The sequence below is a fragment of the Paenibacillus baekrokdamisoli genome (genome assembly GCF_003945345.1).
Taxonomy (GTDB): Bacteria; Bacillota; Bacilli; order Paenibacillales; family Paenibacillaceae; genus Paenibacillus_Z; species Paenibacillus_Z baekrokdamisoli.
This window is the reverse complement of sequence record NZ_AP019308.1, coordinates 3,249,779-3,275,325: the sequence shown is the minus strand read 5'-3', so window position 1 is coordinate 3,275,325 and position 25,547 is coordinate 3,249,779. Positions and strand designations below refer to the sequence as shown.

The following is a 25,547-nucleotide window of genomic DNA, read 5'->3' as shown; positions in this document are numbered from 1 at the left end:
GGCAATGGAATCGCTTGGCGAAATGCTTAAACAGCTGCCCAATGGCAATAATGCGGTTCAACAGGCGGAGAAGCTAATGTCTGGACTGCTCGCAGATCCACTGGTAGATCGGCTGCGTGCCAAATACCCAGAGCTCGACGATGCGACAATTAAGCTGAACCTGAACCGCGTGTACCAATATACGAAAGAATACCGGAATTGCACGAATTGTCCGGGACTTGACCGCTGTCCGAATGATTATGAAGGCCATTATACCCTTCTCTCCTGTGAAACCGTTAACGGTATTGTGCAGATGTCCGACCGCAAGAAATCCTGTAAGAAGTTGTTGACTAGACAAAGTGAAGACTTGATTCGAAGTCGTGTGCGCAGCTTTTACGTGGATGAGCGGGCATTATCTCAGGGATATTCCGCTGATGAGATTGTCTCTAAGGATATGGAGCGGATGAAAGCCGTTGGACAGGTCCTCAATTATATAAGTAAAACGCAGGAGCATGGTCTTCAAAGAGAAGGCTTGTATTTAGCCGGAAGTTTCGGAACGGGGAAGACCTTCTTGATGTGCTACATGCTGCATGAGCTTGCGAAGGCTGGCTATACGGGCGCGATTGTCTATATGCCCGATTTTGTAGAAGACTTGAAATCATTGATGCATGAGCAGGGTAAGCTCAAGGAAATGGTAGATCTCATGAAAGAAACAGATCTGCTCATCTTCGATGACGTTGGTGCAGAGAACTTGAACCCGTGGGTTAGAGATCATGTACTGGGAGCCATTCTGAACTATCGGATGAATCGGAAGCCGACCTTCTACACTTCTAACTATGGATTGGATGCGCTTGAGAAGCATTTCAGCTTTACGAATAAGGACGGAGACGAGCTGCATAAGGGACAGCGGCTAATGGACCGAATACGGCCCTATGTAGAGACCGTTTTTGTAACGGGGCATAACAAGCGTGGAACAAGCTAATAGATTTCTTCGACTGTATAACGAACAAAAAGCCGGGAGCATTGAGCTCCCGGCTTTTTGTTGTACTTCCTTATTTGGAATAAATACCACCCGAAGATAGCGCTATTGGCAAAGTAGAACATTTTTATTTACCGTAAATATTGTCGAATACGCCGTTATCCGCGAAGAATTTGGCTTGTGCTTTATCCCAGCCACCGAATGCTTGAATGTTCGTTAATTCAAGTCTTGCAAATTTCTTCGTAAACTCTGCAGCGATTTTCAAGTTAGTTGGGCGATAGTAGTTTTGAGCTACAATGCGTTGGCCTGCATCCGTATACAGATAGTCAAGGTAGGCTTTGGCTACATCACGTGTACCATGCTTCTCCACGTTTTTGTTGACGACGGCAACTGGAGGCTCTGCAAGAATACTGAAGGAAGGTGTTACGATTTGAAAATCACTTCCATGCTCTTTAAGGGCAAGGTAAGCTTCGTTCTCCCAAGCCAGCAAAACATCACCAATTCCTCGTTCTACGAAAGTCGTTGTTGAACCGCGAGCACCGGAGTCGAGTACGGGTACATTCTTATATAAGCTGGTAACGAAATCTTTTGCTTTATCCTCGCTATCGTTGTTTTGTTTCAATGCATAACCCCATGCCGCTAAGAAATTCCAACGAGCGCCACCGCTTGTTTTTGGATTAGGTGTAATAACGGAAACATTCTTCTTAACGAGATCGCTCCAGTCCTTGATTTTCTTCGGGTTTCCTTTACGTACAAGGAAGACGATCGTTGAGGTGTACGGGGAGCTGTTATGAGCGAAACGTTTCTCCCAGCCATCATTAATAAGTCCTGCTTTCTCGATTGCGTTAATGTCATAAGCAAGTGCCAGTGTGACAACGTCAGCGCCTAGTCCATCATTAACGGCACGAGCTTGAGCACCGGAACCGCCATGAGATTGTTTAATCGTCACTTTTTGATTCGTTCTAAATTTCCAATAATCTGCAAAGGCTTTGTTGTACTGCTCGTAAAGCTCACGGGTTGGATCATAGGATACATTAAGTAGTTCAATATCTGGCTTCTGTGGTTTAGTTACTGCTGCAAAAGCATTGGATCCGAGCGATAGCACCAGTGTCAAAATAGTAAGGCCGATCAGTAATCTCTTCTTCATCTTCAATCTCTCCCCTGAATAAATGAATTGGATAAAATTTGCCTCGTATGCTGAGCCGGTTAATAACGAACAAAAGGAGGCCCCAAATGAGATGCGCATGAGCTGCACAGCCTGATCATTCGGGGCCTCCGGTGGACCGGTCGGCTCGATGGAATTATCATAAACCCACAATTCCCACCTGTCAACTATGAATTGATAATTTATGAAAATAATGGACACCCTTATTTTTCCTTCAACTATGTATAAGTAGATCTTATAGCTTCAATCAAAATAATAAAAAAAGGAGTTGACAACTAAGCTTGTCCGTTGCTATTATTCTTCCATAACCAACTAAACAGGTAGGAATAATTTTGTTTACTGTCCGCAATCACGGGAGTATACGGCATTATCAAATTTATCTGTAACTATTAGAAACTAGGGGTGCTTTTACATGACAAACATGAAAAAGAAAAATCGTTTGCCGTTACATGCTCTTATTACATTTATCGTACTGGCCATCGCTTTAACCGGCTGCGGCAGCAATGGCAATTCTACAAACGGCACCACGAATAAAGGAACAGCTTCGAATGAAACGAATAACGCTAAACCGAAAGAAAAAGTTGAATTGCTGAATGTCTCTTATGATCCGACACGCGAGCTGTACACAGCTTACAATAAATTGTTCGCCGATTATTGGAAGAAAGAAAAAAACCAAGAGGTTGTCATCAAACAATCACATGGCGGTTCAGGTGCTCAATCCCGTGCAGTTATCGATGGGTTGAAGGCCGATGTGGTCACATTGGCGCTTGGCTATGATATTGATGCTATTGCCGGTAAAGGTCTGATCGACAAGGATTGGCAGCAGAAGTTTGATAACAACAGCTCACCATACACGTCAACAATCGTGTTTCTTGTTCGTAAAGGAAACCCGAAGCAGATTAAAGACTGGGATGATCTTGTGAAGCCTGGCATCCAGGTGATTACGCCAAATCCAAAAACAAGCGGTGGTGCGCGTTGGAATTACCTAGCAGCTTGGGGTTATGCAATGAACAAGAATGATGGTAATGAAGATAAAGCAAAAGAATTCGTAGGTCAGCTGTATAAGAATGTTCCGGTTCTAGATACAGGTGCTCGCGGATCAACAACAACTTTCGTTGAGAAAGGAATTGGCGATGTTCTTTTGGCTTGGGAGAATGAAGCTCTCTTATCTGTAAAAGAATTGGGTCCGGACAAATTTGATATCGTCTATCCATCGATCAGTGTATTAGCTGAACCGCCTGTAGCAGTTGTAGACAAGAATGTCGATAAAGACGGGAACCGTGAAGTCGCAGCAGCGTACCTGGATTTCCTTTATACAGAAGAAGCTCAGAAGCTTATTGCACAGAACTTTTACCGTCCGCAGTTAACTTCTGTAGCCGAGCAATTCAAGGATCAATTCCCAGATATCCAAATGCTTAACATTAACGATGATTTTGGTGGTTGGGCAGAAGCACAGAAGAAACATTTTTCAGATGGCGGCGTGTTTGATCAAATCTATACGCCAGGCTCATAATGCGAAACGGGCGGGGAGCTGACTTCACATGAAAGGTTCCATTTCTTCAACCAAAGCGAAGAAGAAATCCAAGAGCATATTGCCCGGCTTCGGGATGTCACTTGGATTCACGATCTTTTACTTAAGTGTCATCGTTCTTATTCCGCTTGCTGGCGTCTTCATCAAGACCTCCGGCCTCAGCTGGGATCAATTCTGGCACACAGTGACCAATGCGCGTGTTGTTGCCTCTTATAAGATTAGCTTCTTTACGGCTCTCGCAGCTGCACTTGTGAATCTTGTTTTTGGTTTGATAATCGCTTGGGTACTTGTGAGATATCGGTTTCCCGGAAAGAAGCTTATCGATAGCTTGGTTGATCTGCCGTTTGCGCTGCCGACAGCTGTAGCCGGGATTGCTCTTACTGCGATCTATGCGCCCAATGGATGGATTGGCTCTAGATTAGAGCCGCTGGGCATTAAAGTAGCCTTCACACCGCTAGGTATTACGATCGCACTGATCTTTATTGGATTGCCGTTTGTTGTTCGCACCGTACAGCCCGTTCTGCAGGATTTGGAAAAGGATACTGAGGAAGCAGCCGTTATGCTAGGTGCCTTCCGCTTGCGAACATTCCGCAGTATCATTCTACCGGAGCTTATCCCGCCATTGCTTACCGGCTTTGCGCTAGCGTTTGCTAGGGGGATTGGGGAGTATGGCTCGGTCGTCTTTATCTCTGGCAATATGCCGATGAAGACAGAAATTGCGCCGCTCCTCATTATGACGAAGCTTGAGCAGTACGACTATCGGGGAGCAACAGCAATCGCCCTTGTCATGCTTGTTGCCTCATTCCTCTTGTTACTTCTTATAAACTACCTACAATGGCGCAGTAATCGCCGTGTTGTAGCGGGATAGGGGGCATCATACATGGCGGGAGCAATTACAACCTTTTTGTCAGAAAAAGCTGCACAGCGTCCGAAGCATATAACGGAATCGGGATTCGTACGCTGGACGCTTATCGGTATCGCCTTATTATTCTTAGCGCTTATCGTTCTGCTTCCTCTCCTCTCCATATTTATCGAGGCGTTCAAGAAAGGCTTTGAGGTATATATCGCATCGATTACTGATCCAGATGCTTTGTCTGCATTGAAGCTAACCTTATTCACTGCACTCATTGCCGTTCCGCTTAATACGGTATTCGGTGTTGCTGCTGCCTGGGCGATCAGTAAGTTTTCATTTCGTGGTAAAAATGTATTGATTACGCTGATTGATTTACCATTCGCGGTATCACCAGTTATCGCAGGTCTTATTTATATCCTATTGTTTGGCGCACAGGGCTACTTTGGCCCATGGCTGTCGGATCATAATATGCAGATCGTGTTCGCACTGCCGGGTATCGTTCTGGCAACTACGTTTGTCACATTCCCATTTGTTGCTCGCGAATTAATCCCGCTCATGCAGGCTCAAGGTGTGCAGGAGGAAGAGGCTGCAGCAAGCCTTGGTGCGAAGGGCTGGCAAATCTTTTGGCGAGTTACATTGCCTAATATTAAGTGGGGCTTGCTTTACGGAATTATCCTTTGTAACGCTAGAGCGATGGGGGAATTCGGTGCGGTTTCTGTTGTCTCCGGTCACATTCGTGGAGAGACGAATACACTGCCGCTGCACATTGAAATTCTGTACAATGAATACCAATTCTCCGCTGCATTCGCAGTTGCATCGCTGCTTGTCATGCTTGCACTCCTAACGCTTGTTATTAAGAGCTTCATTGAATGGAAGACGGCACAAAAGGATCCGGAAAGGGGCACGCAGGATGCACATTGAGATTCGTAACGTATCCAAGTCGTTTGGTAATCACAAGGCGGTATCGAACGTCAGTTTCTCGATTAATCGAGGGAAGCTGGTCGGACTTCTTGGCCCCAGCGGCGGTGGCAAATCCACTCTATTACGTATTCTAGCTGGGCTAGAATCACCGGACTCCGGAGAAATCCTTATCAATGGAAAAATTGTGAATGATGTAGCCCCGCAGCATCGTGGGATCGGATTTGTTTTTCAGAACTATGCCTTGTTCAAGCATATGAATGTGTTTGATAATATTGCATTTGGCCTAACCATTCGGAAGACAAGCAAAGCGGAGATCAAGGAGCGTGTGAATGAGCTCCTTGATCTCACGGGGCTCCGCGGGTTTGAACACCGTTACCCTCACCAGCTGTCCGGTGGTCAGAGGCAGCGTGTAGCATTTGCTAGAGCACTTGCTCCTAGGCCGGAGCTGCTGCTGCTCGATGAGCCCTTCGCTGCTATTGACGCGAAGGTTCGTAAAGAGCTTCGGACATGGCTGAAACAGCTAATCAGTACGCTCGGCATCACTTCCATCTTCGTTACCCATGACCAGGAAGAAGCAGTTGAGGTAGCGGATGAAATGCTTATCGTTCAGCAAGGTAAGCTGGAACAGCAGGGGACACCCGTTTCCATCTATACGGATCCTCAAACCGCATTCGTTGCAGGCTTCATCGGTCATTCTAGTCTGATTGAACAGCCTAATCGGCTCCGAGGCTTTGAGAATACGGAGGTTGCAAGCGGCTCGAGAGCGCTCATCCGTCCTGAGTTCGTAGAGGTGGGCAAGGAGCGGGAAATTGCCTTCCCATCTGCTGCTGAGAAAGGTAAGGTAAGGCATATTTTCTTCCGCGGTGCGCATCTTGAGCTTGATGTTCAAGTCGGGGAGAATCGTCTATCGGCGCATCGTTCGCTCGATCAAGACCCACTTCAGCCAGGTGATGAAGTATCCGTTCTGATCCATCGGCTGTATGTCATTTCGGAGGAATCCGCAACCATGGTGGAGAATCCGCTTAAAGTCGACCCGACGCCCGTTTATATTTAGAAGCAGGCAGAGCCCGCAAAACTTAGTTACTGCTTACGAAGAGCACGCAAAACTTAGCATATGCTTACGAGGTAGTTTTGCTTAGCTAAGCCTGAGATCGGCATTAGTAGGTAGAACCACGCAAAACTTAGCCTATGCTTACGAAGTAGTTTTGCTTAGCTAATGCCAAGATCGGCATTAGCGAGCAGAGCACGCAAAACTTAGCCTATGCTTACGAAGTAGTTTTGCTTAGCTAATGCTAAGATCGGCATTAGCGGGTAGAGCACGCAAAACTTTTAGGAGGGATCATTATGGCAAAGCCAATCGTGCTGGATCAAGAATGGTTGGAGCGAATAGCAACACAAGTGGATGGTCTTGAATATGGTTCGGTTCTCATCACTGTTCATGATGGCCGAGTCGTTCAGATCGATCGAACGGAACGGAAACGTTACGATGCAGCTGCTAACAAGCAGCAAATTCAGAATCAGAACGCCGGTGAAAAGCTGAAAGCTGTAAACAATGGCTGATAATAAAACAGGTAAAGAGAAAAGAAGTGTCTGACCCACTCATTGATTGAGTAGGGCAGACACTTCTTTTTCAACGATCCGATAAGGATGCTGCTTGTTCCTTTACTTTACCCGGACAAACAGCTGCCTGGCTTAGTGCGTCCTCAGCCGTGCTTCTTAAAGATGTAGGGCTTCAGTTAAAATATACCTTATCACTTGATAAGCAAAGATCAGACGGAACATGAATCCTATGACGGGGCTCTAAACCATAATCGGTACTTGACAACATGAAGCAAAAGCGAAGCGGACGGAATCGTTCTGAAGAAGCGAAAGCGTTCGCCTTTGTCTCCTTATTTCTACCCCTAAGGGATAGAATCAAGAAATAGGGAGACAACAGCGATCGTAAGAATGATCCGTCTGCGCAGCGGGCTGCACTAAGAATGATCCGTCCGCGCAGCGGGCTTCTACGCTGTTTCTTATTCCAGATCTATTTTCTTTCTGTCCGTGGATGTGAATCTTCCATCAAGGCGTTTATCTGAGCCTTTCTTCTGGCGTTTGCTTAAATTCTGCTCCTTACGGGCTTGATGAGCGAGCTCTCGGCCTGTTTTCTTGTAGTTAGCATAACGGCGAGAGTCCAAGACTCCATCATCCAGTGCATGTTTGACGGCGCAGCCAGCTTCTGTCTCATGGGTACAGTTGCGGAATCTGCATTCAGCAGCCAGCTCTTCAATATCGGAGAAAGCCTCCTGCCGTCCGTTGGCAGCTTCCCACAGCTGGAGCTCTCGCATACCAGGCGTATCGATCATGACTGCACCGCACGGGAGAGGGAACAGTTCACGATGGGTGGTCGTGTGTCTTCCTCTTGCATCATCTTCACGGATCTCCTGTACGCGCTGCAAATCAACATCGGCAAGCCAATTAAGCAAGGTGGACTTGCCAACACCAGATGAACCGGTCACGGCTAATGTGCGGCCTGGCAGCATATAAGAAGCTAGCGCTTCTTTGCCAACGCCTTGAAGCGCACTGACAGCATGAACGGCAATGCCCGGCGCTATGGCTTCAACGGCTGCAATACGACTTGGCGTATCCGCGCATAGATCAGATTTGGTCAGCAGTACAACAGGAGCTGCACCGCTCTCCCAGGCGGCGATGAGGTAGCGTTCGATTTTGCGCACATTAAAGTCATCATTCAATGCGCTTACGATGAACAGGGTATCCAAATTAGCACCAATTACTTGTTCTTCAGGAATGGAGCCCGCTGCTCTGCGAAGCATAACTGACCGTCGCGGCAGCACCGCATGGATGATGGCTCGCTTCTCACCTTGAAGGGGTTGAACAGCGATCCAGTCTCCGACGCCAGGGTAATCACTTCTTTTATTTGCATCGAACTGGAATTTGCCGCTTACTTCAGCAACAAGCTCGCCTTCCTCGGTAATAATACGATATTGATTCGTGAATTGGGCAATGACACGAGCGGGTAATAAATCTTGGAATTTCTTATCATTCATCAATGAACGCCAGTGTTCATTCCAGCCGTAGGGTTGTAAAGTTTCAGCTATATTTCGATTAGTTAATTGCAAATGGGTGGGCTCCTTAAGTTTCAATTTTTATGGGTGAACGACAAAAAAGCGCAGGAGAGTTCCTGCGCGTACAAAGAGAAAAACCGCAAGAAACCAGTGCGGTCTCTTACGGCTCTTAGTAGTTGTTTCTAAAAAAAAGTATGCACGAACGTGTTGGATATTACTCCAAACGCTTGCTGCTACTTTCGATTAGAATGCCTTATTCCGTAGAGACTGCTGTTTATGCTGTTGGTTGAATGCAATCGATGTATAGTTGTACATAAAACATCAGCCTCCTTCAGGTAATTTATTTCATATTGTATGTCAGATACGACAGTTTTGTCAATTCATTCCATGATCCAGATGTAATCGAATCGGAATCGGAATCGGAACGGATCGGATCGGATCGATCGGAATGGAAAAGGCCTCGTCCGGTCAATTGACCGACACGAAGCCTTTAACTACCATCACCGCAAAAAACAGCTTAGAACCGAACATGAGGTTATCGTGCCTACAGTTCTTGAAGTACGTTAGCTGATTCTTTATTACGAAATGATTAGCTTGATGATAACCGCAGCAGCGAATATGACGAACAGAAGCCCGAAAAATCCACCGAAGCCGATTGCTACATCCATAAAGTCGTCGCGCGGTTCTTCATTCAGATGTTCGCGCGGGTCAGTAATAGACACATTTTCCATAACCTAGTTCCTCCTCGAAAACAACGAATGCTCCTTTTAGTATACCCAAACTTCAGAATAATTGTAAAGTCGGAGGTCGTGACAATTGTAAGGCGAATTCATGTCTGCACATGCAAATTTGGAAAGTGAACCTCCGACATGGTGTTCCTTGCTGTGCTACAATAGGAATATTACGATCAGTTGGGAGGGGAACCAGCGTGGAGAACCAACATCCAGAAGCTTCTGCTCAGCAGCAGCGTTTGGCGGCGGCAGAGCATATCCGCAGCAAGCTGGCCTTGCTGCCGGATCAGTCAGGCTGCTATTTAATGAAAAATGCAGAAGGCACCATTATATATGTAGGAAAAGCCAAAGTACTTAAGAATCGGGTCCGGTCTTATTTTAACGGGAGTCATAATGGTAAAACACAGCGTCTCGTGTCAGAAATACGCGACTTTGAATATATCGTAACCTCCAGCAACATGGAAGCACTCATTCTTGAATGTAATCTCATTAAGCAGTATCACCCAAGATATAACGTACTGCTTAAGGATGACAAAACCTTTCCTTATATTAAGATAACCAGTGAGAAGCATCCGAAGCTTGAAGTCACAAGACGGATTATTAAGGATAAAGGCAAGTACTTTGGGCCTTATCCGAATGCTTACGCGGCTCAGGAGACAAAAAAGCTGCTAGATCGGCTGTATCCGCTTCGCAAATGCAATACCTTACCGGAAAAGGTTTGTTTGTATTATCATCTCGGACAATGTGTGGCACCCTGTGAATTTGACATTGCACCTGGGACATATGAGAACATGATCCAAGAGATTACGAAGTTTCTAAACGGTGGTTATGATGAAGTAAAGAAGACGCTGCAGAGTAAAATGATGGTTGCGGCTGAAGCACTGGAGTTCGAACGGGCTAAGGAATTCCGCGATCAGATCATGTCGATCGATGCGATCATGGAGAAGCAAAAAATTACACTTACAGACGCAATGGACCGCGATGTATTCGGTTATTTCACGGAAAAAGGCTGGATGTGCGTTCAAATTTTATATATGCGTCATGGCAAAATGATTGAACGCCGCGCAACAATGTTCCCTTATTATGGGGAAGCTTATGATGATTTTATGACGTTCGTTACGCAATACTACAGCGATAATCCTGCGCTGCCCAAAGAAATCTTACTTCCGTTACCCCCTGATGAGGAAGGCTCCGTTGAAGCAGAATCTTTATCGGCCATAGAACCTTCGCCAGAAGATGATCCAGATGGTGACGAAGCACTGCCAGGATCAGCAGCTGACGATGTGGGCTCCTCATTGCAAAAGTGGTTAAAGGTTAAAGTATTCATGCCTCGCCGCGGGCGCAAACGAAACGTCGTACAGATGGCGATAGACAATGCCAAGATAACGCTTGACGAGAAGTTTCGGCTTATTGAACGTAATGAAGAGCGTACGTCTAAGGCAGCTGAAGGGCTTGCTGCAGCTTTGGGTCTTCCAGAAGTGCGCCGTATTGAGGCCTTCGATAACTCGAATATTCAAGGAACGAATCCGGTATCGGCAATGGTCGTATTCACGGATGGTAAGCCGGATAAAAATGAATATCGCAAATATAAGGTCAAGACAGTCCAAGGGCCTGATGATTATGAGACGATGCGTGAGGTCATTCGCCGTCGATATGAACGGGTGTTGAAGGAAGGACTGCAGCTTCCAGACGTTATCGTTGTGGACGGTGGGCGCGGACAAATCTCAGCAGCATTAGATATTCTTGAGAACGAGTTGGGGCTGTTCGTGCCTGTATGCGGACTTGTGAAGGATGCCAAACATAAAACCGCCCAGCTAATGAGCGGCGACCCGCCTGCCATCATCCCATTAGCCCGCGACAGCCAGGAGTTCTACCTGCTGCAGCGAATACAAGATGAGGTCCATCGGTTCGCAATTTCCTTCCACCGTGAACAGCGGGGCAAGTCGATGATTGCCTCTCAGCTTGACGCGATCCCTGGAATTGGTGAGAAAAGGCGGAAGCTGCTTTTGAAGCATTTTGGCTCCATTAAGAAAATAAAAGAGGCCGGAATTGAAGATTTCCGCCCTCTATCGATCGGCGAGAAGCTCGCCGCACAAATTATTGAAGCACTGAGGGAGGAACCGTAATCTACGGCTCCTCCTTTTTTTGTAGTCAGAGCCCTATCGGCTATGCGAGTCTTTCCCTCCTCGGGAATTTAGAGCTGAACCATCTCATCATCCAGGCAATCGGGATGGGCAGGATGATATAAACGACTCCTAAGATGATGTTGCCGGCTGTCCCCATAAACATAAGGGAGATCGCCATCATGATACTGTCAAACACAGCATGAGCGAACACCACCGTTATAAACCCATAACGGACGAACATGAGACTGAAGATAAGTCCGATTATGGTTAGCTCCAGCAAGCGAGTTGTGGACGGGAAAATGGGATAGGTAACATGGCCTAGCGCCCAAATAATTGTAGGTATGAGAGAAGCGACGAATGTATTTTTGAACCATTTCTTCATTAACCCGATACCAAACAGACGATAAATGGCTTCCTCCGAGATCGCTGCACACCAAGCCATCATCGGAAAAATCCAAGGTGTAGCCAGATTATATGGCGATTGGCTGACATCACTTGTCGACCAAGCACCGGTAACCTGCATGAGAATGATGAAGATAATGGTTTGCAGGCCCAGCAGCATAAAAGCAATCAAGTATCCGAGCCACATGCTTCGCCACACATGCTCTCCATATCCCTCTTCACCGAAACGAGGCCATAGATTACGCCCTATTGACCGCCAGAGTCCATCACCGCCTATGAGAGAGAAATAAACAGAAGCGGCAATCACAACGGTAATTCCGACGGTAAAAGTGAGGGCGAACATCGCCTGTACGGAGATGTTTGCTTGTTCCCCATAGGCTGCCAGGAAACCATCCATCATGTTGAAGTCATTGACAACATACATGGCTAGGAAGAGGAGTGAAAGGACAATACCTCGGACAAAAGAAGTATGCTTCCGGTACTGTGCAGCGTAAATAATGGCTAATATGAATAGAGCAAAGGTCATGAGTGAGTTCCCGAACAAGGAAAGATAAGATGCAATTTTCTTCTGTTTATCTACATAGGCTTCATAGCTTGTGGGAACGGTGAATTGGGGCTTATACTCGGCAATGACCAGATTGCCGTTGTCCAGCCGCTCGCTTCTCATCTTGAGAGTAAGTTTCGACTTCCCAATATCGTAGCCGCTAACATCGAACCAAATCAGACCTTGATCGGGAGTAACCTTGGATACCTTTAATTGATTCATCTTGAAGCCCTTTGAAATGGCATAGGCAAAGGCGGAATCGCTTAATTCATTTTCTTGAGGTAGCTGCACATGGGAGGAGTTGAGACGATTCCAGCTCACGACCTTGCCTTTCTGCATATGTACATAAATAAATAATTCGCTGCCGTCCCGCATGTTAGCATTCACTTGAAAAGTATCGGTTGGGAAAGCTGGATCGTATTTTTTCTCGTAGGTAGATGACAGCTTCTCTTTAGCCAGATAACCAACTAATAAGCTATCAGATTGATGAACAGCATGCAGATTCAGAGGCCGTTCGTTGAACTGCTGCTTGGCAAAGTCTGAGGCAATTCGCTCCGCAGTGCTCTTGGCAATGACGCTTTCACTAGTAGTGCCAAAGAACGATTCTGCTGTGGAGGGGACGATTTGAATGAGTAAATAGATAATTGCGCCAACTGCAGCTAACCATGAATAGGTTTTCCAATTGGGATGGATTTGATTTGGTTTCATGAATGCACCTCTGTTTATGGTATACAAGCAATTAAACGCATATAACTACCATATCATAGTTGTTTCGAAATTATCCATGCGATTGCATCCATTCTCGATTTAATCACGAGGTAATAAAGCAAGAAAGCTAGCAACGATTTGATTTTGGGCATTGATTGCGTTATTTTGGCCGAATAAGCTTGAATATCTTCCTAATTGTCGCTTGGTGATTCTAGGCGCGGCAATATATAATGTGATCAATTGCATAAAAAGCCGAATTTCAAAGTGAAAACGGGGGAACCATATTGTTGTCGAGAAGCGATCGATTTTGTCGAGTCGTGAATACCGTCAGCACGGGGTGAATTTCTCAAGTTAGCGAACTTGCATTCTTGCGAATAGGGCCGCCTGTCCGGGCCCGAATCCGTCAGCTAACCTCGTAGGCTTCCCTGGAACAGGACTCATGGCAACAAGCATTGGGCTTCCAGTGCTTTTTTTTGTGCGTATAAATAGTTAAGAGGGGTGGAAAGGTGCTGCATGAAAGCTTTTTTTAATGTATCCAAATGGTCACCGCCCCGTATTCTCGTTACTGGCTTTGCTCTCATTATTCTGATGGGAGGACTGCTGCTCTCCATGCCCTTTTCATCAAGAGCGGGGACATTCACGCCTTACATCGATGCCGTGTTTACTGCAACTACCGCGACTTGTGTGACGGGGCTTGTGACGGTCGATACAGGAAGCCACTGGTCTATACCTGGACAAGTTATTATTATGACGCTTATCCAGATGGGTGGACTCGGTTTTATGACCATGTCCACGTTATTTGCCATCATGCTGCGCAAGCGGATTTCGCTTCGAGAGCGTCTGATTCTACAGGAAGCAATGAATCAGAACAGTATGGAGGGTATTGTCCGGCTCATACGAAAGGTCATCCTATATTCGCTCACGATTGAGTTCGTGGGTGGTGTCCTGTTCGCGATACGCTGGTCTTATGACATGCCGATTGGTCAAGCGATTTATTTTGGCATGTTCCATGCGGTTTCATTCTTCAACAATGCAGGCATTGATCTATTCGGGCAGTTCGGAGTTCCCTTCACGAGTTTGACGCAATATGTGAATGATCCGCTCGTTAATATCGTAACGATGCTGCTTATTGTAACAGGTGGGATCGGATTTATTGTTATGGCGGATTTGATGGATTACCGTAAAAATAAACGACTATCACTGCATTCCAAAGTTGTACTATCCATGACCGGCACGCTTATCATTGTAGGTGCCATCGTCATCTTTATCTTTGAATATTCCAACACCAAGACAATTGGTTCGCTGAATTGGGGCGGTAAAATATTAGCTTCCTTCTTCCAATCCGTTACACCGAGAACGGCGGGGGCTAATACGCTTGACCTTGCCTCACTTCGACAAGCCACACAATTTTTCACGATCATTTTAATGTTCATTGGAGCATCTCCAGGATCAACCGGTGGCGGGATCAAGACAACGACGTTCACTGTCCTGATTGGTGCTGTTATAGCTATGATGCGAGGCAAAGAGGATATCGTGCTTTTCAAATATCGCCTGGCACGCGAGAGAATCTTCAAAGCATTAACCATTACGATGCTATCGCTGGCTCTTGTTATCTTCGTGACCATGGTGCTGTCAACGACAGAGGACAAAGCTTTTATCAAAATATTATTTGAGACGACATCTGCATTCGGAACGGTAGGCTTAACACTAGGGATAACACCTGAATTATCGCATATCGGGAAAGTCCTTATTTCGCTCACCATGTTCGCTGGAAGGCTTGGCCCGCTGACGCTTGCTTATGCGCTGGGACCTCGCACGGAAAAAGAACTGTACCGTCATCCGGAAGGTAAAATTACGATTGGATAGGGGAAAAGAAAGAGAATGAAAAGCAATCAATTCGTCGTCATCGGGCTCGGCCGTTTTGGCTCAAGCTTGGCCAGAGAACTAATACAGCTTGGCTATGAGGTGCTTGGCGTCGATAAGGACGAAGAATCAGTTCAAGAAATGAGTCAGGTTCTCACACATGCTGTTATTGCAGATGCAACAGATGAGGAAGTGCTGCGATCACTAGGTGTGCGTAATTTTGACTGTGGTGTTATCGCGATTGGTGATGATATTCAAGCTAGTATTTTAACGACGATCCTGTTGAAGGATCTCGGTGTTAAGCAGGTTGTCGCGAAGGCGATGACTGAGCTTCATGGACGTGTGCTCGAGAAAATCGGCGTTGACCGCGTTATCTATCCAGAGCGGGACATGGGCATCCGCGTCGCGCATCAGCTAGTTTCACCGAATTTGCTTGATTATATTGAGCTCTCTAAGGAATATACAATCGCAGAGCTTGCCGTACCGAAATGTCTGAATGGCGTATCCTTAAGAGAGCTTAATCCACGCGCGCGATTCGGCTGCAGTATAGTCGCTATTAATAAGCCCAAGGGTATTATTATTGCACCAGAAGCAAATGATGTACTTGCCGAGAAGGATGTCATGGTCGTAATCGGTACGAATCAACAGATTGAACATTTCGAGGAGTCAGTTATTCGTTAATCACGATGCTTGCTACTTTTCAAGAAACGGACGTGCCATTAAACGATGGAAACTCCTACAACGGAATTAATTCATCACTTCCTATTACTAATGCTGATTATCGTAGCGGCTGGTATGATTGCCGGAACGGTTGCCTCCAAGCTTCGACTGCCGGATGTTGCCCTTTTCATTATCGTTGGGATGATTATTGGTCAAGGGTTGAACTGGATTAATGAATCCAGCAGCTCATTAACCAATCAGCTGATCTTGGTAGCTGGATCCTCTATCATTCTGTTCGATGGCGGACGCAATATCCGATTACATGGACTCAAAAAAGTTGGCTGGACGGTTGGGCTTCTCAGTGTGCCTGGGGTTCTTATAACGGTTGCTATTGCCGGTTCGGCGATTCATTGGCTGTTTGGTATTGAGTGGCTTTATGCCTTGCTTGCTGCCTCAGTCATCGCTTCCACGGACCCCGCCTCCATAATCCCCGTCTTCCGTCAGGTGAGAATACGTGAGCGGGTAAGGGAGACGGTAGAAAGCGAATCAGCTTTTAATGATGCCACGGGATCAATCCTTACCTTCGCTTTGCTCGGTGCTGCAACAGGGAAATCATCGCTGGATGCAGGGGTCATTACACTGGATTTTCTAAAAACAGCCTTAGGCGGAATTGGTATCGGTATCGCAGTGGGCTTCATCATGATCTATCTTGTTGCACATATCCGTGTTGGAGTTCTGCGTGATTACACGACAATTGCGATGCTTGGTACAGCGATCGGGGCCTATTTAATCGGTGACTTTCTTCATGTGAGCGGCTTTATGGCTACCTTTGTAGCTGGCTTGATCTGGGGGAACGCGCAGTCCTTTGGTATCCATATGAGCGGAAAGCACGAAGAGATGTCTCACTTCTCCGATAATATGACCGTTATGATGCGTATGCTGATCTTCATACTGCTTGGCAGTCAAGTCAATTTCACACTGCTTGCCGATTACTGGTGGCAGAGCTTAATCGCCGTACTCGTGTTGATGTTCATCGCTCGTCCGGTTACGGTCTTTGCTTCAGCGCTGCCAGATGTGAAATCACGTTGGTCACTTAAGGAAATGACCTTTATGATGTGGGTTCGCGAAACGGGAGTCATACCTGCTGCCTTATCAGGAATGCTGGCAGGTATGGGCGTCAAGCACGCGGATATTATCGCATCTGTTACCTTCATGGCGATCATGCTGACGATTTTATTGCAGGCTAGTACGACCGCTTGGATGGCTCGTAAGCTCGGAATGGTATTGGATACGGAAAATGGCAAACAATAAAGGACAGGGCCGCTTGACGGCTGCTGTCCTTTATTGTTATAAGCGGTAGCTGTCGATAGACAGGCGGAGCTTCAAGCCTTCTACCCCCAGCGGAGCAATGTAATCCGCTAGGCAAGCTGCATCCGCGAAGCAGGGATGAAGATGGCATGGACAAAGGGAAGGGGGATTCGATTGGAGAGCGCGAGCGTTCGCCTTTGAACCCGGGAATACACCGCTAGGCGTATAATCAATATTCCGGGGTTCAACAGCGACGGAAATTGATCCCCCGACCGCGTCCAGCCACTTCTTCATCCTAGAGGAGCGTCAGCAGCGCTCCTGCCATTCCGTTTATAATGCGTAGCGATCTCGTCGATCCACAACCGGATAGCCGGACTAAGGCTTTCAGCTTCGGCATGGATAAGAGAAGTGGTCCGTTTAGAATCAACAAGCTCGCGAATGGGAATAACGGTAAGGTCGTTATCTGCGATCATTTCTGGGCGCAAATAGGATTTGGGCAGCAGTGTTCCGGCTCGGCAAGTATGAAGCAGCCTTAGAATGGCTTCGAAAGAGTCAATTTCCATCCGAACATCAGGTGATAGTTGATACTTGTCAAACAGCTCATCCGTTAAGATCCGATACCAGGTTCCTTTGGAGAACAGGATCATTGGCATTCCGTCTAAGTCGCCAATAACCGGCAGCCCTTTATCCATAACAAAATGGTTACGGGGGAGCACCAGCACAAGATGGTCGTCAAATAGAGGTATACAGTGTAATGAGGGATCATCGATTCGGGAGGCGACAATGCCGAGATCTGCTTTGTGATCTCGAACTAGCGTTACAATTTCATGAGTTTTGCCTGTTATGGCTTTAATATCGAGCTCCGGACTTCGTTTGGTCAGCGCTTGAATGAGATCGGGCAGCGTGGTTTGTAGAGTTGTAAGACTCGCACCAATCGTGAAGGAGGAACGGCCTACGCTTTTATAATCAGCAACCATCTTTAGGTAGCGCAGATGCTGCTGGCGGGATTCGACAGCATACTCATAGGTCAATTGGCCAATTCGAGTCAGCTCAAGCCGCTTGCCAATACGCCTGAATAGTAGAGCACCGAGCTCCTGTTCAAGCTTGGCAATCTTCCGTGATAAAGCAGGCTGTGATAAATTCAAGATCGCAGAGGCTTTATTCATGCTGGATTGCTCGACTACGATAGCGAATACATGTAATTCCTCAAGCATGTGAAGATCTCCTTTATCAGACTTACATATGCATAATTGTTATAACTTTTAATGAATAATCAGCAATTCCATTATAAGCGCAAAAGGAGTATGATGTGAAGTGTGACAAATAAGTGTCAAGCTTATATATTGACGCCTATAGGGGCTGGCTGTACAATGGAGAATGGTTTTGGCGAAGTATGGCGAATGTAATTCCACAGTATGGAAAGGAGAACGCACAAGTTATGAAAGGAAATTCGTATTTATCGCGCAAGATCCACTCCCTGCTAGGAGTAATCCCGCTCGGCTTGTTCATTATTGAGCACATGCTGACGAACTACTCGGCATACGAGGGCGGAGCGCAAGGGTTCAAGGATAGCATCAAAATGTTGAATGATCTTCCGTTGGTCTTCTTCCTTGAGCTTTTCGGCATTTGGCTGCCATTGTTGTTCCATGGCGTTTATGGTCTGTATGTCGCGTACCAATCAAATCTGAACACCGGACGGTTCCAATATGGCCGCAACTGGGCGTTCGCGCTTCAACGGATTTCAGGGGTAATCACATTCATCTTTATTTTCTGGCATCTTTACCAAACGCGTTATCAAGTATTGATCGGTAATGTGAAGCATGAAGATCTTGGCAACCTGATGCATGGTATTTCGACCAATGGGTTCTACTTCTTGCTCTATATCATTGGTGTTGTTGCAGCTACATTCCACTTCAGTAACGGGATGTGGGCATTTCTTGTGAGCTGGGGTATTACAGTTGGCCCTCGTGCTCAGAAAATTTCTTCCTTTATATGGATGGGCGTATTTGTCATCGTAGCGGCTTTGTTCCTTCTGTCGCTTGTGGCGTTCCGCAGCGATGAGTTTAAAGAAGCGGCTTCCGCAGCGCTGCAGTTGACGAATCTCGTTTAGGCATTAGGACAAGGAGCGAATCGATATGGCTAAAAATAAAATAATTGTCATAGGCGGCGGCCTCGCCGGTCTAATGGCTACAATTAAAGCAGCAGAAGCGGGTATGCATGTTGATTTATTCTCGCTTGTGCCTGTAAAACGTTCTCACTCCGTTTGTGCGCAGGGCGGCATTAATGGTGCGGTTAATACGAAAGGTGAAGGCGACTCCACTTGGGAGCACTTTGACGATACGGTATATGGTGGGGACTTTCTTGCCAACCAGCCACCGGTAAAAGCAATGTGCGACGCAGCGCCTGGTATTATCCATCTGATGGACCGGATGGGCGTTATGTTCAACCGGACACCAGAAGGCTTGCTCGATTTCCGTCGCTTTGGAGGCACGCAGTATCACCGTACAGCATTTGCTGGTGCAACAACAGGCCAACAGCTGCTATACGCGCTGGACGAGCAAGTGCGCCGTTGGGAAACAGCGGGTCTTGTAACGAAGTATGAGCACTGGGAGTTCCTTGGGGCAGTACTTGACGACGATGGCGTATGCCGCGGCGTATCTGCACAGGATCTTCGTTCGATGGAAGTTCATACGGTAGCTGCAGATGCGGTTATTCTGGCATCAGGCGGTCCCGGAATTATTTTCGGCAAAACAACGAACTCCGTTATTAATACAGGAACCGCAGCGAGCGCCGTGTACCAGCAGGGCGTTGATTATGCGAACGGCGAGTTCATTCAAATTCACCCGACTGCCATTCCAGGCGATGACAAGCTGCGCTTGATGTCGGAATCGGCTCGCGGTGAAGGCGGACGGATCTGGACGTATAAGGACGGTAAGCCATGGTATTTCCTTGAAGAGAAATATCCGGCATACGGTAACCTGGTTCCTCGTGATATCGCGACGCGCGAAATCTTCCACGTCTGTGTAGACGAGAAGCTTGGTGTTAACGGCGAGAACATGGTTTATCTTGATCTCTCACATAAGGATCCGAAGGAGCTTGATGTTAAGCTTGGCGGTATCATTGAGATCTATGAGAAGTTCATGGGCGATGACCCGCGTAAAATTCCGATGAAAATCTTCCCGGCTGTCCATTATTCAATGGGCGGAATGTGGGTTGACTTCAATCAAATGACGAATATCCCAGGTCTGTTCGCTTGCGGCGAATGTGAATATCAATACCACGGTGCTAATCGTCTGGGAGCGAACTCGCTGCTCTCCGCTATTTATGGCGGTATGATCACGGGACCTAAAGCTGTTGAATACATTAAAGGGCTTAAAAAATCCGCAGAGGATATTTCTTCTTCGGTCTATGAGCGCGAGAATAAACGTCAAACAGCTAAATATGAAAGCATCATCAGCATGAACGGTACAGAGAATGCTTATGTGCTTCATAAAGAGCTTGGCGAGTGGATGACCAATAATATGACCGTTGTTCGCTTCAACAAGAAGCTGGAAGAAACAATCGTCAAGATCAAAGAGCTTAAGCAGCGTTACCGCAACATCAACATCAATGACACCGCGCGTTGGAATAATGCATCGGTCGCGTTTACTCGTCAGCTCTGGAACATGATGGAGCTTTCCGAAGCGATGACTCTTGGTGCCCTTCTTCGTAACGAAAGCCGTGGCGCGCATTATAAACCGGAATTCCCTGATCGTATCGATGAGGAGTTCTTGAAGACCACGAAAGCGAAGTGGACGGCAGAAGGCCCGCAAATTTCGTATGAAGAAGTGGATACATCGCTTATTAAACCGCGGAAACGCGACTATTCGAAGGAAAAGTAGAAAGGAGAATAACGATGGCGGAAACGACAGTTGCAGCAAAAACAGTTAAGCTGATCATCACGCGTCAAGACGCTCCGGATGCTCAATCCTATACGGAACAGTTTGAAATTCCGTATCGTCCGAATATGAACGTAATCGGCGCGTTGATGGAAATTCAACGGAATCCGAAGAAGCAAGATGGAGATAAGACCGCTCCGGTGTGTTGGGAATCCAACTGCTTGGAAGAAGTATGCGGAGCTTGCTCCATGGTTATTAACGGTAAGCCGCGTCAAGCCTGCAGCGCGCTAATCGACAAACTTGAACAGCCGATCCGACTTCAACCGATGAGCACGTTCCCGGTTGTCCGTGACCTTGTCATTAATCGTGAGCGTATGTTCAACGCACTCAAACGTGTTAAAGCATGGATTCCAATCGATGGTACCTATGACCTCGGTCCAGGTCCCCGGATGGCAGAGACGAAGCGTCAATGGGCGTACGAGCTATCCAAATGTATGACTTGCGGCGTATGCTTGGAAGCATGCCCGAATGTCAATGACCGGAACAGCTTTATCGGTCCGGCAGCGATCTCACAGGTACGTCTGTTCAATGCTCACCCAACAGGTGAGATGAATAAAGAGGAACGTCTGGAAACACTGATGGAGGATGGCGGTATTGAAGGCTGCGGTAACTCGCAGAACTGCGTACGCTCCTGTCCAAAGGGTATTCCACTTACGACTTCGATTGCAGCAATCAATAAAGACACAACTAAACATATGTTCAAGAAATGGTTGGGTATGTAATCGAATCACACGGATCATAAAAGACACAGATGCAGCGTTAATAACGCTCACCTGTGTCTTTTTTTTGTGCTCAAATATGCACCTCAGTCATCTAGCTCATAGGTATCAATGAATACTATATAAGTTGAACTAGAGATATAACAAGTGAGTGGAGCAGATGGATGATTCTGAAGAAGCGTCAGCGTTCGCCTTTGAGACCGGATTTCCCCCTTATCAGGGGAAAAAACAAGAAATCCGGGCTCAACAGCGATCGGAAGAACATTCCATCTGTGAAGCGGCTCATTGTTCGTTTCTTAAGTTCAACTTATATAGTTTTCAGGAATAACCTTTATTTGGTACAATCACTACAACTATTTGTTCAAAAGAGGAGTACCTGTGGCATCTATCTTAATGAGGGTCGAAAAAGGCGGTACAGGAGGCAGCGGGTGTGAGCATTTCGGAAGAAGGAAGACAAGCGAATCATGAGCGGCGAGAGAGCAATGAATATCGACAACAAATGACTGATATGACGCTTTTGGAACGGGCACAGCAGGGGGATACCGAGGCATTCGGAGAATTAATCCATACCCATAGGGAAAAGGCCAAGCGATGGGCACAGCAGGTTACAGGAGATCCCCATATGGCGGAGGATATCGTACAGGATGCTCTTATTCGCGCATTCTTGCATGTCGGTTCATTGTCGGATACGAGTCGATTCCTGCCCTGGCTGCACCGTATTGTCTACAATCAAGCGAGAATGAGGCTCAGACGGGGGGGACCCTATAAGAAGGAACAGCTGTTCACAAACTTGCAGGGGCATGGGAGAGACAGCCGTTCGGTTGATTGGGAGGACTTAAGCAGCATTCTGCATTATTTGACGCAAGCCAATCAGGCTCACACCTCTAATGATCCTCATGAGCAGATTCAGCGCAAAGAGCTGTATGAAATGATTAATGCCCTGCTGCGGTGCTTAAACCGCAAGGAACGGGGAATGTTCGAGGCTTACTTCTTTCAACAGCTGTCCCCCCAAGAAATTGCGGAAATTTATCAAACGACAACGGGCACAGTGTATACGTATCTTCACCGCTCCAAGCAGAAGATCCGCAGCCTCTATGACAGCCGCTCCTATTTCGACCTTCCTCAAGAGAAGGGAGCGGGCTCGATGGGCAAGAAAGTTATACTTCCTTTATCGGAATGGCATTCGGAGAAGCGAGTTAGAACAACTCTAATGGATCGGATTGGCCATCTTTTATCAACGATCGGCAATCCGGTGGAGCCATCGACTTTAATGGGTATATCTGGTTTTGCATTTCGCATGAAAATTTCGAATAAGACAACCTTTGCCGACGGCATATTTATCTTCGACTGGCGTCAGACGCTAGTTCAGATCATGGAACAATTGGGCTACGAGATTAGTCTGCTTTGTGGTCAATTAGCCCATGCACCTACTCCGCTGCTGGGTGCTGCTGAACGGTTTCCGGTTGTATTGCCAATTAAGGAAGCGGTTATTCCCTTTATTCGCAAATATGTGGATGCAGGTCAACCTGTGCTTTATTTCGATACCTTGGCGGAAAGCCCTTATGTTCATGAATGGTCACTGATTTATGGCTATGACGATGATAATCAGCTTGTCTACTTAACGGATGCCATTAGACCAGAGGGAAAGATGCTGTCCTACCAAGACATCACAGAGAACCCACTTCGCTTTCTAGCTGGCATCGATAAGAAAATCACAACGGCTGCGTTCACCCCGAATGAAGCGATGACGCTGCAAGCGCTGCAGTTTGCAGTGGACTACGCCAGGAAGGGCTGTCCGTATTTTCCTAAGACCGTGTACTTATCTTATACATCGGGTATTACGGCGTACGACCGCTGGATCGATCATTTGCGCAACGGGATCACCTCTCCCAATCGCTATGGCATGGGGCAATTAGCCGCTGTCTATGGAGATGCTAGAAGGCTAGCTGTACAATATCTACATAACATCCCGCTTGAAGGTGAAGCCATGCGGCTCGCACTGCTTGCTGCGGAAGCGTATGAGCAGGCAGCGGAGAGCCTGAATGCAATTAGCGAAGCTGTACCTTTTGAACGCAGCGGAAAAAGAATGGAAGAGGATACTGTGTATTGGTGTGCCATTCAGCTTGAGACAGCCAAAACCTTTGAAACTGCGGCGATCGGATATATCGAGAAGCTCCTATTAAGAGCAAATGGAGGAAATGAGCATGAGTATAACAACTATTAAATTTACGACACAATTTGAGAATTTGAATGATCTTATTCAGGCCAAAGCCTCCTTCGAACAAAAGCATCCAGACGTTCAGATTGATATCGAGCAGGTGACTGATAATTTTGAGTCCTTACGTGCTTTCAACTCCGATGCTCCGCCTGACATTATGGATTCGGGTGGATGGGCTTTATGCCTGAAAGAGGGTTTATTTATTGATTTAATGCCATGCGTAAGAGAGATTGATGGGCTGGAGGAGGATTTGAATGCAGGTATTCTTGGTGTAGCACTTCAAGACGACAAGCTGACAGGACTGCCGATCGATATATCTGTTCCGCTGATTCTTATCAATAAAGCCATGTTCGATAGGGCTGGGCTGCCTTATCCAACGGATGATTGGACATGGGATGAGATGATAGAGCTGGGCAAGAAGCTTACGATCCGAGATGATCAGGGATTAGCTACTCAATTTGGGTTTGGAACTGGCGTAGATATCGAGTACTTCGAGCCTTTCGTCATGCGTAATGGAGGCAGATACTTATCTCCGGATGGCAGGACAGCCAGAGGCTATGTAGATAGTCCAGCAACCATAGAAGCGTTTAAGAAAGTAGTCGATATGTTCCGCGTTCACCATATTAATCGAAATCCGGGAGAACCGTCTGGAGCGGGTGAGCTTCATCAGGGGTTTGCAATGGTTTTTGCTTTTACATGGTTTACTGGCGGCTTAATTCACCATAACATCGACGATCATTTCGAGGTAGTCGGTTTACCGCGGATGCCTGGAGAAGAGGAGGCTAATATGATTTATATGGGGGGTTGTGGAATTACAACCAAATCGCAGCATCCAGATCTCGCCTGGGCATTCCTACGCCATTACATCTTGGAGCGACCTGAGAGGTTCCAGCAAGCCAATGTTCTGCCTTTGACATACTCATTAGCCCAGCAGAGCGGGATGACTGAGAACAAGTTCTGGCAGCGATATTTGAAGGAGCTTGAGGTGGTTCAAACATCCGGATTCTACTTGAATGAGAGGTGGAACTCATCCCGGCAGCTCATTAATCAGGATATGGAGAGAATGATCCTGGATGGTGATGATGTCGGTCAACTTCTACGATCCTGGACTCGTTACGCTTAGCAATCATACGATTCTTCAACAAAGGCGCGTGGACGAATTGTCCCGCGCCTTTCATCTGTCCTTATAAGCAGAAAAGCTGCCAGCATGAATGCAGCAGCTTAACACCAACCTTCGCCCCAATCTTGAATCGATTGGATAACGGGCTCTAGACCCCGTCCTTTTTCCGTTAATTCATATTCAATCCGAACCGGCATTTCCGGGTAAACGCTTCGTTTAATAATTTGGAACTGCTCGAGTTCTTTCATCCGATCGGTCAGCATCTTATCGCTCATCTCCGGAATTTGTTCCTTCACTTCTTTAAACCGTTTAGGTCCTCCAAGCAGAACGCGGACAATCATACCTGTCCATTTCTTACCAAGTAATTCAGTAGCGCATTCATATTTTGGACACATTTTGGAATAATCCACCGTTATCACCCCTCTTTCGGTAATTCCATTGTAGCACATGGTGTTTTAAAAAAGGAGAGGGTAAACAACAGTTGTCAAAAAATACTTATATTTTAATATTTACTATAGTAAAGTTAGCTTCAAATAGATGATGTATATAAAAAAATAGTCATATGCTAAGCAGAAACGTTATAATGGTTGGTATGTAACGAGAAGAACTATATAAGTTGAACTAGAGATATAACAAGTGAGCGGAGCAGATGGATGATTCTGGAGAAGCGTGATCGTTCGCCTTTGAGACCGGATTTCCCCCTTATCAGGGGACAAA

Annotated in this window: 22 protein-coding genes and 1 riboswitch; of the genes, 15 read left to right on the top strand and 7 right to left on the bottom strand. The window is 46.6% G+C overall.

Going from position 1 to position 25,547, the window contains the following annotated elements; genetic code table 11:
* Nucleotides 1–4: 4 nt before the first annotated feature.
* Nucleotides 5–961 carry a primosomal protein DnaI gene (gene dnaI, locus EKN16_RS14740; protein ID WP_125666286.1) on the top strand — a complete coding sequence of 319 codons (957 nt, stop codon included), beginning with the start codon at nucleotides 5–7 and terminating at the stop codon, nucleotides 959–961.
* Nucleotides 962–1,085: 124 nt separating this feature from the next.
* On the opposite strand, the gene EKN16_RS14735 is transcribed toward dnaI, so the two are convergent.
* The gene (locus EKN16_RS14735) at nucleotides 1,086–2,105 is read right to left on the bottom strand and encodes a sulfate ABC transporter substrate-binding protein (RefSeq protein ID WP_125658475.1); all 1,020 of its coding nucleotides are present in this window, start codon (nucleotides 2,103–2,105) and stop codon (nucleotides 1,086–1,088) included.
* Between the two features lie 439 nt (nucleotides 2,106–2,544).
* Here EKN16_RS14735 and EKN16_RS14730 point away from each other — a divergent pair, with 439 nt between their 5' ends.
* From EKN16_RS14730 to EKN16_RS14710, 5 genes are all read left to right on the top strand, one after another.
* Nucleotides 2,545–3,636, top strand: a complete 1,092-nt coding sequence (locus EKN16_RS14730; RefSeq protein ID WP_125666284.1) for a sulfate ABC transporter substrate-binding protein — start codon at nucleotides 2,545–2,547, stop codon at nucleotides 3,634–3,636.
* Between the two features lie 28 nt (nucleotides 3,637–3,664).
* Nucleotides 3,665–4,522: a sulfate ABC transporter permease subunit CysT gene (gene cysT / locus EKN16_RS14725; protein ID WP_125658472.1), complete on the top strand. Its 858-nt coding sequence runs from the start codon at nucleotides 3,665–3,667 to the stop codon at nucleotides 4,520–4,522.
* Nucleotides 4,523–4,534: 12 nt separating this feature from the next.
* A complete protein-coding gene (gene cysW, locus EKN16_RS14720; RefSeq protein ID WP_125658467.1) occupies nucleotides 4,535–5,428 on the top strand; it encodes a sulfate ABC transporter permease subunit CysW in 894 nt (297 codons plus the stop codon).
* Nucleotides 5,418–6,482 (top strand): ABC transporter ATP-binding protein, encoded by a 1,065-nt coding sequence (locus EKN16_RS14715; protein WP_125658464.1) that lies wholly within the window; start codon nucleotides 5,418–5,420, stop codon nucleotides 6,480–6,482. Before cysW ends, EKN16_RS14715 begins: the two co-directional genes overlap by 11 nt.
* Nucleotides 6,483–6,772: 290 nt before the next feature.
* On the top strand, nucleotides 6,773–6,988 hold the full coding sequence (locus EKN16_RS14710) for a YezD family protein (RefSeq protein WP_125658461.1): 216 nt from the start codon (nucleotides 6,773–6,775) through the stop codon (nucleotides 6,986–6,988).
* A gap of 455 nt (nucleotides 6,989–7,443) precedes the next feature.
* Here the strand turns inward: EKN16_RS14710 and rsgA are convergent, their stop codons facing one another.
* Nucleotides 7,444–8,475, bottom strand: a complete 1,032-nt coding sequence (rsgA, locus tag EKN16_RS14705) for a ribosome small subunit-dependent GTPase A (protein WP_125666282.1) — start codon at nucleotides 8,473–8,475, stop codon at nucleotides 7,444–7,446.
* A 596-nt stretch (nucleotides 8,476–9,071) separates the two neighbouring features.
* On the bottom strand, nucleotides 9,072–9,224 hold the full coding sequence (locus EKN16_RS14700; RefSeq protein ID WP_179955611.1) for a YqzM family protein: 153 nt from the start codon (nucleotides 9,222–9,224) through the stop codon (nucleotides 9,072–9,074).
* Between the two features lie 197 nt (nucleotides 9,225–9,421).
* Between EKN16_RS14700 and uvrC the strand changes: the two genes are divergently transcribed.
* On the top strand, nucleotides 9,422–11,350 hold the full coding sequence (gene uvrC / locus EKN16_RS14695; protein WP_269462725.1) for an excinuclease ABC subunit UvrC: 1,929 nt from the start codon (nucleotides 9,422–9,424) through the stop codon (nucleotides 11,348–11,350).
* 40 nt (nucleotides 11,351–11,390) lie between these two features.
* On the opposite strand, the gene EKN16_RS14690 is transcribed toward uvrC, so the two are convergent.
* Nucleotides 11,391–13,004 (bottom strand): CPBP family intramembrane glutamic endopeptidase, encoded by a 1,614-nt coding sequence (locus EKN16_RS14690; RefSeq protein ID WP_125658455.1) that lies wholly within the window; start codon nucleotides 13,002–13,004, stop codon nucleotides 11,391–11,393.
* A 240-nt stretch (nucleotides 13,005–13,244) separates the two neighbouring features.
* Nucleotides 13,245–13,441: riboswitch (cyclic di-AMP (ydaO/yuaA leader) on the top strand.
* 76 nt (nucleotides 13,442–13,517) lie between these two features.
* Between EKN16_RS14690 and EKN16_RS14685 the strand changes: the two genes are divergently transcribed.
* The 3 genes from EKN16_RS14685 (at nucleotide 13,518) to EKN16_RS14675 (ending at nucleotide 16,838) form a co-directional block, all read left to right on the top strand.
* The gene (locus EKN16_RS14685) at nucleotides 13,518–14,870 is read left to right on the top strand and encodes a TrkH family potassium uptake protein (protein WP_125658452.1); all 1,353 of its coding nucleotides are present in this window, start codon (nucleotides 13,518–13,520) and stop codon (nucleotides 14,868–14,870) included.
* Nucleotides 14,871–14,885: 15 nt separating this feature from the next.
* On the top strand, nucleotides 14,886–15,548 hold the full coding sequence (locus EKN16_RS14680) for a potassium channel family protein (RefSeq protein ID WP_125658449.1): 663 nt from the start codon (nucleotides 14,886–14,888) through the stop codon (nucleotides 15,546–15,548).
* A gap of 90 nt (nucleotides 15,549–15,638) precedes the next feature.
* Nucleotides 15,639–16,838, top strand: coding sequence for a cation:proton antiporter (locus EKN16_RS14675; RefSeq protein ID WP_311547304.1), 1,200 nt, complete (start codon nucleotides 15,639–15,641; stop codon nucleotides 16,836–16,838).
* A gap of 36 nt (nucleotides 16,839–16,874) precedes the next feature.
* Here EKN16_RS14675 and EKN16_RS14670 read toward each other — a convergent pair whose 3' ends face one another.
* Complete coding sequence (locus tag EKN16_RS14670; protein ID WP_125658443.1) at nucleotides 16,875–17,129, bottom strand: hypothetical protein; 255 nt, start codon at nucleotides 17,127–17,129, stop codon at nucleotides 16,875–16,877.
* Nucleotides 17,126–18,049, bottom strand: a complete 924-nt coding sequence (locus EKN16_RS14665; RefSeq protein WP_125658440.1) for a LysR family transcriptional regulator — start codon at nucleotides 18,047–18,049, stop codon at nucleotides 17,126–17,128. Before EKN16_RS14665 ends, EKN16_RS14670 begins: the two co-directional genes overlap by 4 nt.
* 224 nt (nucleotides 18,050–18,273) lie before the next feature.
* Between EKN16_RS14665 and EKN16_RS14660 the strand changes: the two genes are divergently transcribed.
* From EKN16_RS14660 to EKN16_RS14640, 5 genes are all read left to right on the top strand, one after another.
* Nucleotides 18,274–18,945 (top strand): succinate dehydrogenase cytochrome b558 subunit, encoded by a 672-nt coding sequence (locus tag EKN16_RS14660; protein ID WP_125666278.1) that lies wholly within the window; start codon nucleotides 18,274–18,276, stop codon nucleotides 18,943–18,945.
* A gap of 25 nt (nucleotides 18,946–18,970) precedes the next feature.
* Nucleotides 18,971–20,716: a succinate dehydrogenase flavoprotein subunit gene (gene sdhA / locus EKN16_RS14655; protein WP_125658437.1), complete on the top strand. Its 1,746-nt coding sequence runs from the start codon at nucleotides 18,971–18,973 to the stop codon at nucleotides 20,714–20,716.
* A 14-nt stretch (nucleotides 20,717–20,730) separates the two neighbouring features.
* A complete protein-coding gene (gene sdhB, locus EKN16_RS14650; protein ID WP_125658435.1) occupies nucleotides 20,731–21,495 on the top strand; it encodes a succinate dehydrogenase iron-sulfur subunit in 765 nt (254 codons plus the stop codon).
* 427 nt (nucleotides 21,496–21,922) lie between these two features.
* Nucleotides 21,923–23,716: an RNA polymerase sigma factor gene (locus EKN16_RS14645; protein ID WP_125658432.1), complete on the top strand. Its 1,794-nt coding sequence runs from the start codon at nucleotides 21,923–21,925 to the stop codon at nucleotides 23,714–23,716.
* Nucleotides 23,697–24,833: an extracellular solute-binding protein gene (locus EKN16_RS14640; protein WP_164522800.1), complete on the top strand. Its 1,137-nt coding sequence runs from the start codon at nucleotides 23,697–23,699 to the stop codon at nucleotides 24,831–24,833. Before EKN16_RS14645 ends, EKN16_RS14640 begins: the two co-directional genes overlap by 20 nt.
* A gap of 98 nt (nucleotides 24,834–24,931) precedes the next feature.
* Here the strand turns inward: EKN16_RS14640 and EKN16_RS14635 are convergent, their stop codons facing one another.
* On the bottom strand, nucleotides 24,932–25,240 hold the full coding sequence (locus EKN16_RS14635) for a winged helix-turn-helix transcriptional regulator (RefSeq protein ID WP_125658427.1): 309 nt from the start codon (nucleotides 25,238–25,240) through the stop codon (nucleotides 24,932–24,934).
* Nucleotides 25,241–25,547: the final 307 nt, after the last annotated feature.